The sequence below is a fragment of the Mesorhizobium sp. f-mel genome, from assembly GCF_053850215.1.
The window spans coordinates 28,230-40,528 of record NZ_JBSPTO010000028.1; the positions used below are offsets into that span (position 1 = coordinate 28,230).

At 62.7% G+C, this 12,299-nt stretch carries 15 protein-coding genes and 1 pseudogene; 7 read left to right on the plus strand and 9 right to left on the minus strand.

Annotated elements, in window-relative coordinates; translation table 11 throughout:
• Window positions 1-44: 44 nt before the first annotated feature.
• From ACWUKX_RS25415 to ACWUKX_RS25425, 3 genes are all read left to right on the plus strand, one after another.
• Window positions 45-995, plus strand: a complete 951-nt coding sequence (locus tag ACWUKX_RS25415; protein WP_029351280.1) for a substrate-binding domain-containing protein — start codon at window positions 45-47, stop codon at window positions 993-995.
• A gap of 280 nt (window positions 996-1,275) precedes the next feature.
• Window positions 1,276-2,853, plus strand: coding sequence for a sugar ABC transporter ATP-binding protein (locus tag ACWUKX_RS25420; RefSeq protein ID WP_456009565.1), 1,578 nt, complete (start codon window positions 1,276-1,278; stop codon window positions 2,851-2,853).
• Window positions 2,850-3,866 carry an ABC transporter permease gene (locus ACWUKX_RS25425; protein ID WP_455847128.1) on the plus strand — a complete coding sequence of 339 codons (1,017 nt, stop codon included), beginning with the start codon at window positions 2,850-2,852 and terminating at the stop codon, window positions 3,864-3,866. The genes ACWUKX_RS25420 and ACWUKX_RS25425 overlap by 4 nt, the downstream gene beginning before the upstream one ends.
• Before the next feature lie 65 nt (window positions 3,867-3,931).
• On the opposite strand, the gene ACWUKX_RS25430 is transcribed toward ACWUKX_RS25425, so the two are convergent.
• The 4 genes from ACWUKX_RS25430 to ACWUKX_RS25445 form a co-directional block, all read right to left on the minus strand.
• Window positions 3,932-4,564, minus strand: a complete 633-nt coding sequence (locus ACWUKX_RS25430) for a DUF982 domain-containing protein (protein ID WP_456009566.1) — start codon at window positions 4,562-4,564, stop codon at window positions 3,932-3,934.
• Window positions 4,561-4,776, minus strand: a complete 216-nt coding sequence (locus ACWUKX_RS25435) for a hypothetical protein (protein ID WP_127208511.1) — start codon at window positions 4,774-4,776, stop codon at window positions 4,561-4,563. The genes ACWUKX_RS25430 and ACWUKX_RS25435 overlap by 4 nt, the downstream gene beginning before the upstream one ends.
• Window positions 4,777-4,859: 83 nt before the next feature.
• Window positions 4,860-6,491 carry a chaperonin GroEL gene (gene groL, locus ACWUKX_RS25440; RefSeq protein WP_455847126.1) on the minus strand — a complete coding sequence of 544 codons (1,632 nt, stop codon included), beginning with the start codon at window positions 6,489-6,491 and terminating at the stop codon, window positions 4,860-4,862.
• 58 nt (window positions 6,492-6,549) lie between these two features.
• Complete coding sequence (locus ACWUKX_RS25445) at window positions 6,550-6,864, minus strand: co-chaperone GroES (protein WP_095493216.1); 315 nt, start codon at window positions 6,862-6,864, stop codon at window positions 6,550-6,552.
• Window positions 6,865-7,059: 195 nt separating this feature from the next.
• On the opposite strand from ACWUKX_RS25445, the gene ACWUKX_RS25450 reads away from it, so the two are divergent.
• Window positions 7,060-7,242, plus strand: coding sequence for a hypothetical protein (locus ACWUKX_RS25450; RefSeq protein ID WP_456009567.1), 183 nt, complete (start codon window positions 7,060-7,062; stop codon window positions 7,240-7,242).
• Window positions 7,229-7,516, plus strand: coding sequence for an usg protein (locus ACWUKX_RS25455; RefSeq protein ID WP_456009568.1), 288 nt, complete (start codon window positions 7,229-7,231; stop codon window positions 7,514-7,516). The genes ACWUKX_RS25450 and ACWUKX_RS25455 overlap by 14 nt, the downstream gene beginning before the upstream one ends.
• Before the next feature lie 97 nt (window positions 7,517-7,613).
• Here ACWUKX_RS25455 and ACWUKX_RS25460 read toward each other — a convergent pair whose 3' ends face one another.
• Window positions 7,614-7,988, minus strand: a complete 375-nt coding sequence (locus ACWUKX_RS25460) for a DUF982 domain-containing protein (protein WP_455847123.1) — start codon at window positions 7,986-7,988, stop codon at window positions 7,614-7,616.
• A gap of 42 nt (window positions 7,989-8,030) precedes the next feature.
• The gene (locus tag ACWUKX_RS25465; RefSeq protein WP_029351265.1) at window positions 8,031-8,249 is read right to left on the minus strand and encodes a hypothetical protein; all 219 of its coding nucleotides are present in this window, start codon (window positions 8,247-8,249) and stop codon (window positions 8,031-8,033) included.
• 231 nt (window positions 8,250-8,480) lie between these two features.
• On the opposite strand from ACWUKX_RS25465, the gene ACWUKX_RS25470 reads away from it, so the two are divergent.
• On the plus strand, window positions 8,481-8,945 hold the full coding sequence (locus ACWUKX_RS25470) for an Hsp20 family protein (protein WP_095520913.1): 465 nt from the start codon (window positions 8,481-8,483) through the stop codon (window positions 8,943-8,945).
• Between the two features lie 57 nt (window positions 8,946-9,002).
• On the plus strand, window positions 9,003-9,539 hold the full coding sequence (locus ACWUKX_RS25475; RefSeq protein WP_029351261.1) for an Hsp20/alpha crystallin family protein: 537 nt from the start codon (window positions 9,003-9,005) through the stop codon (window positions 9,537-9,539).
• A 69-nt stretch (window positions 9,540-9,608) separates the two neighbouring features.
• On the opposite strand, the gene ACWUKX_RS25480 is transcribed toward ACWUKX_RS25475, so the two are convergent.
• From ACWUKX_RS25480 to ACWUKX_RS25490, 3 genes and pseudogenes are all read right to left on the minus strand, one after another.
• A complete protein-coding gene (locus tag ACWUKX_RS25480; protein WP_456009569.1) occupies window positions 9,609-9,911 on the minus strand; it encodes a periplasmic heavy metal sensor in 303 nt (100 codons plus the stop codon).
• Window positions 9,912-10,537: 626 nt separating this feature from the next.
• Window positions 10,538-10,873, minus strand: coding sequence for a hypothetical protein (locus ACWUKX_RS25485; protein ID WP_456009570.1), 336 nt, complete (start codon window positions 10,871-10,873; stop codon window positions 10,538-10,540).
• A gap of 181 nt (window positions 10,874-11,054) precedes the next feature.
• Window positions 11,055-12,000 (minus strand): annotated as a pseudogene (locus tag ACWUKX_RS25490) (IS630 family transposase).
• Window positions 12,001-12,299 lie beyond the last annotated feature (299 nt).

Sequence of the window (12,299 nt, forward strand, 5' to 3'; positions counted from 1 at the left end):
GGAACCGTTTTCGGGTTCATGCGCATGTGGAGGAGACTAAATTGATGAACAGACGTGAGTTCCTGCTGTCGTCCGTGGCGATGGGCACATTGGCGCTGGCCGCGCCGCAACTGGCTTTCGCCCAGGACAAGCTGACTATCCTAGGGTCGGTGCCGAGCCTCGGCTTTCCGTTCTTCGTTCACATGCTGAACCAGATCAAGGCGGAGGCGCAGGCGCAAGGCGTCAACCTGACCGAGAGCGACGGCCAGAATTCGGCGCCCAAGCAGACCGCCGATATCGAGGCTGCACTTGTGCAGAAGGTCGACGCCATCGTCATCTCGCCGCTCGACGTCAACGCGCTGGCGCCGGCCATAGAGCAGGCGGTCCAGGCCGGCATTCCGGTCGTCACCATCGACCGCCGCGTCGACGGCGTCGAAGGCATCCTCGCCCATGTCGGCGCCGACAATGTCAAGGGCGGCGAGGCCGAAGCGCAGGCCATGGTGGCGGCGTTCCCGAACGGCGCCAAGATCTTCCATTTGCAGGGCCAGCCAGGTGCTGGGCCCGCGATCGACCGCAACAAGGGCGTACACAATGTTCTCGATCCGCTGAAGGACAAGTTCCAGATCGTCTTCGAGCAGACCGCCAACTTCGCCCGCGCCGAGGCGCTGTCCGTCACCGAGGCCGGCCTTGCCGCCAACGGCAAGCCCGATGCGATCATCTGTGCCAATGACGACATGGCGCTTGGCGCGGTCGAAGCCTGCGCGGCGCGCAATTTCACCGACGTCAAGATCTACGGCTTCGATGCGCTCCCCGAAGCGCTGGTCGCCGTGCGCGACGGCAAGCTGGCCGGCACCGTCGAACAGTTCCCCGGCGAACAGTCGCGCACCGCGGTGCAGATCGCCGTCGCCTATGCCAGGGACAAGACCGAGCCGAAGGAAAAGCTCGTCCTGCTGACGCCGATCGTCATCGGCAAGGACAATCTCGACAAGGCTGAAAGGCTAGGTGAGACGAAGTAGGGAGACGCCGAGGGCGCGCATAGCGGCAAAAGTAGCGTTCTGCCGCGCCCCCCTCTGCCATGCCGGGCATCTCCCCCACTTGGGGGGAGATTGGCAGCTTCGACGCCGGCTCTCCCTCTGCAACGTTGGTGATTGGCGAAACCAGTGATGAAGGCGCAATCTCCCCCCTTGTGGGGGAGATGCCAAGTGGTGGCAAAGAGGGCAGGAAAGAGGGGGGCGCTGTCCCGCCAACCTTGTGTAACAATCGGAACGATCGATCTTATCTTTCAGGGAGGATTTTTTGTCTCCAGCCGAAGCCGCAGCGCCGTCGCCATCGCCCGCCCTCCTCGCCGTCGAGGGCGTGACCAAGCGCTTTGCCGGCGTCACCGCGCTCAGCGACGTCTCGCTCGAGGTTCGGCCCGGCGAAATCCTCGGCCTGCTCGGCGAGAACGGCGCCGGCAAGTCGACGCTGCTCAAGATCCTGTCCGGCGTGATGCCGCCTTCCAGCGGCCGCATCGTCTTCGACGGCGTAGAATTCAATCCGCACAATCCGCAGGATGCCAAGCGCCTCGGCATCGTCACCATCTACCAGGAACTGAGCCTGATCCCGACGCTCACCGTGGCGGAGAACATCTTCATCGGCCGCGCGCCGCTCGGGCCGCTCGGCCTCGTCAGCTGGCGGAAGATGGAGGAGGACTCCCGCGCGATCATCGCCCGCGTCGGCCTGAATATCGATCCTGCGACACCGGTGTCGGCACTGTCGGTGGCCGAGCAGCAGCTGGTCGAGATCGCCCGCGCGCTGTCGCTGAAGAGCCGCCTCATCATCATGGACGAGCCGACCTCGGCGCTGACCGAAACCGAAGTGCAGAAGCTGATGTCGATCATGGGCCGGCTGCGCAAGGACGGCGTCGCCATCATGTTCGTCACCCACCGGCTGGAAGAGGCCTCTGCCATCTGCGACCGCATGACGGTGCTGCGCGACGGCAGGCTGGCCGGCCATCTCGACCGCGACGGCGGGCCGATCAAACTGCCGAAAATCATCGAGAAGATGGTCGGCCGCGCTGCATCCGAGCTTTACGCCAGACCGACGCTGCGCGACGTCGCCGGCGACGTCAGGCTCTCCGTGCGCGGCCTGCGCACAGTGCGCGATCCGCAGGCGCCCCACGCCATCGTGCTCGAAGGCGTCGACCTCGATCTCAAGGCAGGCGAGATCCTCGGGGTCGCCGGCCTCGTCGGCTCCGGCCGCACTGAGCTCGCCCGTGCCATCTTCGGCGCCGACCGCATCGCCGCCGGCACCATCACGCTCGGCGGCAAGCCGATCGCACCTGAAACACCCGCCGACGCCATCGCGCTCGGCATTGGCCTGGTGCCGGAAGACCGCAAGCATCAGGCGATCTTCGCCGCGCTCGGCATCCTGACCAACTTTTCCATCGCCGCACTCGGCCGCTACTCCAACGCCGCCGGCTTCATGGCCGAGCGGCGCGAACGCGAGGCGCTGGCAAGCTACAGGAAGACGCTGTCGATCCGCATGGCCTCGCCCGAGCAGCCCATAGAGGGGCTGTCCGGCGGCAACCAGCAGAAGGTCATCCTCGCCCGCTGGCTGGCGCGCGACCCCAAGGTGCTGATCGTGGATGAACCAACGCGCGGCGTCGATGTCGGCGCCAAGGCCGAGGTGCACCAGATCCTGGTGCAGCTCGCCGCGCGCGGCATCGCCATCATGATGATTTCGTCCGAATTGCCCGAGGTGCTTGCCGTGTCGGACAGGATCGTCACCATGCGGCGCGGACGCATCACCGGCGAGATGCCCGGCATCGAGGCGACAGAGGAAAAACTGATGGAACTGATGGCGCTCGACCAAACGCAGGAAGCGACGCAATGACCAGCACGACCGAACCGAGCCAGCGCGGCGGCATCAATGTCGCGCGGCTGCTGATGAGCTTTGGCCCGCTGATGTTCCTGGCGCTGCTGATCGTCGTTTTTACCGTCCTGAAGCCGAGCTTCATCGACCCCATCAACATCTTCAACATCATGCGGCAGATCTCGATCACCGGCCTGATCGCGCTCGGCATGACCTTCGTCATCCTCACCGCCGGCATCGACCTGTCGGTCGGTTCGCTGCTGGCCTTTTGCGGCATGGTCGCGGCGGTGGTGGCCAAGGGCGGCACCGCCAACACGCTGTCGCTGTCGACGTCCGGCACGCAAGGCTATGGCTGGTTCGCAGCCCTTCTGGCTGCCGTCGTCGTCGGCGCCATGGCCGGCGGCGTCCAGGGCTTTGCCATCACCAGGCTGAAGGTGCCGCCTTTCGTCGTCACGCTCGGCGGTCTCACCGTCTTTCGCGGCCTGACGCTGACGATCTCCAATGGCGGCCCGATCTCCGGCTTCGATGCCTCGATGCGCTGGTTCGGCACCGGCCTGATCGGCCCGGTTCCTGTGCCGGCGATCATCTTCGCGGCAGCGGCGATCCTCTGCCACATCGTCTTGCGCTACACGCGCTACGGCCGCGCCGTCTACGCCGTCGGCGGCAATGCCGAAGCGGCACGGCTGTCCGGCCTGCGCGTCGACCGCATTTTGATCTCGGTCTATGTCATCGTCGGCTTCTTCGCCGGCCTTGCCGCCTTCGTGCTGTCGGCAAGGCTCAATTCCTCGGAAGCCGTCGCCGGCATCGGCTACGAGCTGACGGTGATCTCGGCGGTCGTCATCGGCGGCACCTCGCTATTCGGCGGCGTTGGCTCGGTCGGCGGCACGGTGGTGGGTGCAGCACTGATCGGCGTGCTGCAGAACGGGCTGCAGTTCAACAACGTCTCGTCCTACACGCAAAGCATCGTCATCGGCCTGATCCTGATCCTCGCCGTGGCCTTCGACCGCTGGCTGAAATCGCGGGTAAGGCGGTGAGGATTGAGGATCCGGCGCAAAGCGATCTTACCTTCCCCCTGTTGTGGGAGAAGGAAAAGGCGCGTTCACGCTGGTGCGTTCACACGCTGCGAACGCGTCCAATCGGTGACTGTTCCGCCCGCAACCGTAGAGCTCGTCTGCGGCGCGAGAAGATCGTTGCGGCGGGCGAACGCCACGAAGGTTGCCCGCGCCGTCTCGGCGTCGATCTCTCCCTCCATCGCGGCACGGCAGGCTTTGGCGGCGATGTCATGCGCGGCCGTCCGGCTCGCCGACGGCCAGTCGGACAGCAGCGCATAGGCCTCAGCCGCGCTTTCTATCTTGGTCGGGCTACCGAGGCCGGTGAGGATGGTGACCGGCTTTGCAAAAGAAGAACGATCCATGACACTCTCCTTTGGAAGCTCAACTAGCTCCTTTCGGGACTCAACTGTCCGGCCGCTGCGATCCTCAAGAACGGCCTGCGCGATGACAGCGCCGATCTGCGAATGCAACGCGGCCGGCTGCGGCGGCATGCTCGGCCGTGGCAGCAGCCGGTGCACCTTGGCGAGCGTCTCCAGCCAGGCCATTACGACAAGGGGCGGATGTTCACGCCCGTAGAGCCAGGCCTTTGCCTTAGCGACCGGATAGCCCGCCTCTTCGGCGAAATCGGTTTCCGACCACCTCAGCAGGCGCAGGCACTCACGCATCCGCGCCGCAATCATTTGCGCTCCTCCTTGTCGGCTCCCAATCGCTGAGCCGACAGGAACATCAGCGTGTAGGCTGCCTTGCGGCGATCCCAGCCGGCCGACTCGACTGCGTCCAGCAATCCGTCGACAAGCGGCGCCAGCACCGTTTTGCACTCCGTTTCATAGTTGAAATCGGTCTTGGAAAGAGTCGGCGCCGCGATCTTTCCAAAACTGTTCATCATGTCCATGGCAACACCTGCTTATGATCCGGGCAAGGCCGTGCCCGACTTCGCGTCGGCGGACACGGCCATTTGTCCTTAGAAGCCTGGCGTCAGAAGTCCATGCCGCCGCCGCCGGGCATCGCCGGAGCGGCCGCTTCCTTCTTCGGCTTCTCGGCCACCATCGCCTCGGTGGTCACCAGCAGGCCGGCAACAGAGGCAGCACCCTGCAGCGCGGTGCGCACGACCTTGGCCGGATCGATGACGCCTTGTCCGTAGAGGTCGCCGAACTCGTTGGTCTGCGCGTTCCAGCCATAGCCGAAGTCGGTCGTCTCGCGCAGCTTGCCGACGATGATCGAACCCTCCGCACCGGCGTTCTCGGCGATCTGGCGCACCGGCGCTTCGATGGCGCGACGCACGATCTCGACACCGATCGTCTGATCGGGATTGTCGACGACGACGCCGTCGAGCGCCTTCGCCGCCCTGAGCAGCGCCACGCCGCCGCCGGGCAGGATACCCTCCTCGACCGCAGCGCGGGTGGCGTGCATGGCGTCGTCGACTCGATCCTTGCGCTCCTTGACCTCGATCTCGGTCGAGCCGCCGACGCGGATGACGGCGACACCGCCGGCGAGCTTCGCCAGCCGCTCCTGCAGCTTCTCGCGGTCGTAGTCGGAGGTGGTTTCCTCGATTTGCGTCTTGATCTGGCTGATGCGCGCCTGGATTTCATCCTTGCGGCCGGCACCGTCGACGATGGTGGTATTCTCCTTCTCGATCAGCACCTTCTTGGCGCGGCCGAGCATCTCCAGCGTGACGTTCTCGAGCTTGATGCCGAGGTCCTCCGAGATCGCCGTGCCGCCGGTCAGGATGGCAATGTCTTCCAGCATGGCCTTGCGGCGATCACCGAAGCCTGGCGCCTTGACGGCTGCAACCTTCAGGCCACCGCGCAGCTTGTTGACGACCAGCGTCGCCAGCGCCTCGCCTTCGACGTCCTCGGCGATGATCAGCAGCGGCTTGCCGGATTGCACGGCGGCTTCGAGCACGGGAAGCATGGCCTGCAGGTTGGACAGCTTCTTCTCGTGGATCAGCACATACGGTTCTTCGAGTTCGACGCGCATCTTGTCCTGGTTGGTAATGAAATAAGGCGAGAGATAGCCACGGTCGAACTGCATGCCTTCGACCACTTCCAACTCGGTCTCAGCGGTCTTGGCTTCCTCGACAGTGATGACGCCCTCATTGCCGACCTTTTCCATCGCTTCGGCGAGGAATCGGCCGATCTCGGCATCGCCATTGGCCGAGATCGCGCCGACCTGGGCAATCTCGTCGTTCCTGGTCACCTTGCGGGCATTGGATTTCAGGTCGGCGACGATGGCGTCGACCGCCTTGTCGATGCCGCGCTTCAGGTCCATCGGGTTCATGCCGGCGGCAACCGCCTTGGCCCCTTCCCTGACGATGGCTTGAGCAAGAATCGTCGCGGTCGTGGTGCCATCGCCGGCAGTGTCGCTGGTCTTCGACGCGACCTCGCGCACCATCTGCGCGCCCATGTTCTCGAACTTGTCCTCAAGCTCGATTTCCTTGGCGACGGTAACGCCGTCCTTGGTAATTCGCGGGGCGCCGAATGACTTGTCGAGGACGACATTGCGGCCCTTGGGACCGAGCGTCACCTTCACCGCGTCGGCGAGGATGTTGACACCGCGCAACATCTTCTCGCGGGCTTCGGTATGGAATTTCACATCCTTGGCAGCCATTGGATAACTCCTTCAAATAGGCAGCTTTTCGTTGACTGATTGCTTGTCCAGGCCCCGCTCAGGCGGCCTTCTGCATCTTGTCGGTCGATTCGATCACGCCCAGCACGTCGCTTTCTTTCATGATGAGCAGGTCCTCGCCGTTGAGCTTGATCTCGGTGCCCGACCATTTACCGAACAGGATACGGTCGCCGACCTTGACGTCGAGCGGCTGCAACTGGCCGCTATCGTCGCGCGCCCCGGGACCGGCGGCGATGACCTCGCCTTCCTGCGGCTTTTCCTTGGCGGTGTCGGGAATGATGATGCCGCCCGCGGTCTTCTCGTCGACCTCGATGCGGCGGACCAGGATACGGTCATGCAATGGACGGAACGCCATGTCGTTCTCCTCATAGGACAAACAGATTTTCTTGGACCTCCCTTCGCAGCCGACGGTACAACGGCCGACGCGACGGTGCGCGACCCCTGCTCGGGCATCGCGCGCTTATCGAATTAGTCTGCCGATCCAGGCTTTCAAGAGGATGCCAAAAAAATTTTAGCACTCGCCGTGGTCGAGTGCCAACGCACTGTAATAATGGCGCTATTCCAGGATTTGAAACCATGGATGCGGCTTGAAATCGCGGCGCAAGATTCCGACATCGTCGTCGATCCCCGGCACCGCCTGCCGGCGGCCGGAACAGATGAGGAAGCGGAGGCGTTTCCATTCGGAGGATGGACGCCTGATCGTTCGAAAAGGAGGCGGCATGGTCAACAATGAATTCCAGGTCAGCAACGCGTTCCGGCTCCAGATACAGGGTTTTGGCCTGACGACGGCCGAGATCCATTATCGTCTTCCCGATTATCGGAACCTGCTGCAGCTCTTCATCTGGCAGGAATACGACATCGCCCCGGATTTCCCGACGCTGAAGCATTTCCTCGAATATTGGGAACGTGAGATCGAAGGCCCGCTGCATTCCGTGCGCGTCGCCCATCATCGTCTGATCCAGCCCTCTGAATGGCGGGCGGTAGGTGGCGTCATTACGCTCCAGTGACACAGGCAGAGGCGGCGCTTTTCATGGAGGTGCCCGCCTCTGCCGCATAGCGCGTCCGCGCCGACGCTCAGGTGGATTCGTTCAGGTGGATTGATGCTCAGGTGGATTTACGTCCCGTGACAAGCAGTCCGGCCGTGCGAGCCGCCTTGACGAACGCCGTGCGAGCCTCGCGGGCGGTGCGCCAGCCGTCGAGCGCGTCGCGGCAGGCGCGATAGGCTGCGCGCCAGCTCCGGCCGCGTGCCCGGACCGGCCACTGCTGCATGCATTCGATGGCTTCCCAGCTGCTGGCGACCTTGCGCTCTCCGACGGATTGGAGCTTCAGCGTGATCGGCTCGGAAAATGGGACGTCGTTCATCACTTCCTCCTTCTTTCTGTTTTCTGTTTTTTTGAGCAAGTAACATCCTCGAATAAGCAGGAGGGCGGCCCGATCGGCGCCGGCAAACGAGATGGTTCGTCTGCCTGCGCGCTTCAAGACCTCCTGCCAGACCTGTCTCCCGCCAGACGCAACGGCCGTCTACATGTCGTCGTCCGGCGGCTCGAGAAGCCCGATCAGCGTCGCCACCCTAGCCGACGGCAGGGGGCGGCCCTCGTTCACCAGCGCCTCATCGGCGCCGACCCAGGCAAAGGCCTCGCGCAACTCTTCGATCGTCGCGCCGGTCGAGACGATGTCGGCGATGACGGCGTCGTCCACCGGGCCCAGCACCGAAATGACGTCGTCGCGTGTCATGGTCATGGTATCCTCCATGCGGTGTGCCGGCGCGACCCTCAAATGAAGGTTGAAACCGCCATTACCAGCCACACTGTGGGAACAAAAAATCTGGCAGCGGGACAGAATCTGGGTCTTGATTTCGGGCTGGCAATAACCAAATCGAAATTGCCGGTTGCCGAATGGGACCGGCAGAACCCAGGGAGCGCCAGCTCTTTGGCGTCCCTCGTACTATGTTGCTCAATGGAGGATGTAGCTATGAGAACCGCATTCGACTTTTCCCCGCTTTATCGGTCGAGCATCGGTTTCGACCGCGTCTTCAACCTACTGGAAAACGCGCCTCAGGCAGTCGACAGCTGGCCGCCTTATGACATCGAGCGAAGCGACGAGAACACCTATCGCGTGAAGATCGCCGTCGCCGGCTTCTCCGAAGACGATCTCGACATCAGCCACGAGCCCAACCTTCTCATCGTCTCGGGCGAGCGCAAGGAACTGGGCACAGTGGAATATCTGCATCGCGGCCTTCCGGTGCGGCCGTTCACACGGCGCTTTGAGCTTGCCGATCACATGACGGTGACCGGCGCCTCGCTCAACAACGGCCTGCTGACGATCGACCTTGTGCGCGAAGTGCCCGAGGAGATGAAGCCGCGTCGCATTGCAATCGCCAAGCAGGGCGGTGCGCCGAAGGCCGGGCAGGTCGAGAAGCCGAAGCAGGCCGCCTGAGCGAAGGCGATCTCTGACGTCGCCTTTGGCACAACCAGTCGAGAAAGGAGAACATCAATGGCTATTCGTGATCTCATTCCGTGGGGCCGGGAGAACAGTCCGGTTCCCAGCTTCTATCGTGACGATGACCGGGACCCGTTCATGGCGTTGCATCGCGAGATGAACCGCATGATCGACGACGCGTTTCGCGGTTTCGAAACGCGCATGCCGTCGCTCAGCGGATTTTCGTCGGCGCGCGCCAGCTGGCCGAGTGTTGAAATCTCAGACAGCGAGAAGGAGATCCGCGTGACCGCCGAAATCCCCGGCATGGACGAGAAGGACGTCGAGGTGCTGCTCGACGACGGCGTGCTGACGCTGCGCGGCGAGAAGCGCTCCGAGACCGAGGACAAGGACAGGCACTTCTCCGAGCGGTTCTACGGCCGCTTCGAGCGCCGCATCCCGCTCGGCTACGAGGTAGAGGAGGACAAGGTGAACGCCGCCTTCCACAACGGCGTGCTCAGCGTGACGCTGCCCAAGACCCAGCGCGCGCAGACGAAGGCCAAGCGCATCGCCATCAGTGGCAGCAAAGTCGGTTCTGGCGGAAGCAAGCACTGACGACATTGGCAGCCGGACGCGCACGCGCCCGGCTGCGCCGGACACCTTAGAACGACAGCCCTACCAGCATCAACTTCCTGCAGCGGGCTTTGCCATGACGTCCTTCAGCGCGGTCAAGAGATAGTCCTGCATCGTCGCCTGAAGGTTTGTCGTGGCGGTGCGTACTGCCGCCATCGCGTCCTTCACCGCCGCTTCGTCGAAGGGCGAGGCCTGCTGCGCCGCCGCCAGATTGGCCCGCGCCATGCGCAGCTCGCGCAATGCCGCCAAGGTGCGCGGACGATTTGCGAGGCGGATGCTGCGAAATTCCTTCCCCACCTCGGGCGAAAACCGTGTTGCTGTCCGGGCCGGTGAAACTGCGGGCCGAGCGGCCACGGAATCGACCGAGACGCAGGAAGCCCCCTATGCGCGCCGGCGAAAAATTCACACCGGCAGCCGGTTTCGGTGTCTTATCTAGTCAAGCAAACTCACTATTTGCAGGATCAGGACCAACAGCACAAAGCCAAGGACACACGCAAAGATCGCGACCAAAAAGACGGTGCGTTGCTGTCTGCCCACGGCTTTCTCCCTGAAAGCGCTCCCATCCACCAATACGAACGTTTGTCTCAAAAGTTTGCTTGAGGCCCGGCGGAGAGGGAGCAAACATGACTCAGGCAAAAGAATCTCCTGACAAGGTGTTCGTTTACGAGGGCGGTTACATCATTCATCCGGACGATGCATGGATATTAGAAAGTTCTAATAATTACTCCCGAGCGGCGGAACCTCCGGGTTCCTGCTGCGGATCGGGCTGCAACCCGATCGGGCCCGCGCTCTCCGCCAGAGGCGCGGGCTTCATTTGTTCAGCCGATGCGCCAGGCGGCGCGGAGGCCGCATATTGAATATCTACGGGAGCATTAGTAGCAGAAGTCGCTACCGTGGCGTTCCTGGCATCCAGGCAACGGAGCCCGTCATCCGAAAGGGTGGCGGGCTTTCGTTTCGATTATCGAACTGCTGAAGCACGTCTACAGAACAGGGCCTAACTCCATCACCACGAAAGCGGTGACACCCAGCACGACGAGTGCATAGGCCGCATAGAGAACAAGCAGCAAAACTTCAAGGTCGCGGAAAGAGGTTCTGGTAGCCCTGATCTGTTGAGGCTCTGTTTTCTCGATAAGGTCGGCTTGGGGTGGCTCTGCTGTCGCGACGACATAGACAATCCGGTCGTGCTCGGCTGCCTGCAATATCCGTTCCGCGATATCGAGAGCGATCACTGGATCATCGGTCAGCTGATCTCCAGCTATTCGGTATTCAGTAACGGTCTGGACCTCGCGTTTCCCCATGCACGATAATAGCGTCATTTAAATTAGGTTCCACTAAAGTGCAGCCGTTTGCGACCGGCCCGGTCGTCGTGTGACCAGGCGTGAACAATCCTGGGCCGCAATACCCTGCCCCGCGTCCTACAATTAAACGGCGCGGGCCTTTCTATCGCCTATCACGGGCGCCATTGCTGGCAAGTCGCGATGCTAGAGCGGGGTGAATTTAGGTTGGCGCACAGCCGGCCTCGATGAAGTAGTTTCTGCATTCGGTTGAGGTGACAGTGCCGAGGATTTGGCCGATGGCGTCACAGACGGTCTCGACTGTTCGCCTGGCAGCCTTGCGCAGCCAGTGCTTGAGCTTGGCGAAGAATTTCTCAATAGGGTTGAGGTCGGGGGAGTATTTGGGCAGCAAGAACAGCCTGGCGCGGGCCGAGCGGATGGCACGGCGCACGGCCTTGCCTTTGTGCGAACCGAGATTGTCATGATGACGATGTCACCGGGCTTGAGGGTGGGGACGAGAACCTTGTCGACATAGAGCTGGAAACGCTCGCCGTTGATCGGTCCGTCGATCAGCCATGGTGCATCGACGCGGTCGTGGCGCAGCGCCGCCAAGAAGGTCATGGTCTTCCAATGGCCGTGCGGCACCTTGGCCCTGAGCCTTTGGCCACGCGGCGCCCATCCTCTGAGCGGCGCCATATTGGTCTTGGTCCAGGTCTCATCGATGAAGACCAGGCGGGAAGGATCGATGCGGTCCTGATACTTTGCCCACTGTGCTCGCCTGCGCGCCACATCGGGGCGATCCTGCTCAGCCGCGATCAGCGTCTTTTTTTGTGACTGAGCTTCTCGGCATGGACGAACTCCCACACCGAGCGGTAATCGACCTTCAGGCCGTGATCGCCAAGCTCGGCCACAAGACCGCGCAGCGTAAAATCTTCGGCTCGGCAGCGCTGCAGCAGCCAGTCCCGATGTGCGCCAGCAATCTTCTTCGGCCTGTGCCCACCCATCTTGCCGGGTGTCAGCTTGTTCGTCTCGCGCAAGCGGCGCACCCATTGGATGGCCGTGCTGATTCCAACCCCGTAGCGCTCTGCCGCCTGACGTCGCGACAGGCCCTCCTGCTCAACCGATGCTACCACCCGCGTGCGAAGATCCATCGAATAAGGCTTGCCCATCCATGCTGGCCTCCTGACCCAGCCAGCAGGTTGAATCTGATTTGCTCGCCTTCGGGAATCCCCTTTCGATTCAGCCTCAATTCATCCAGCTCTAAAGCCGCATATAGACCCCGAACCGGGAGCCATTCCGCGCGTGGGCAACGCATCTGGCACGTGCCGCTGGTGACGACGAACGGCTTTCGATAACTTCTTGCTGGTGGTGCACCGAACTAACCTTGTTGCCGTAAGCGGCTCGCCAGTCCGATGCTAACAAAGCATCATCCCCAATGAGCCCCGCCCGACTATGCCGAGCTGCCATC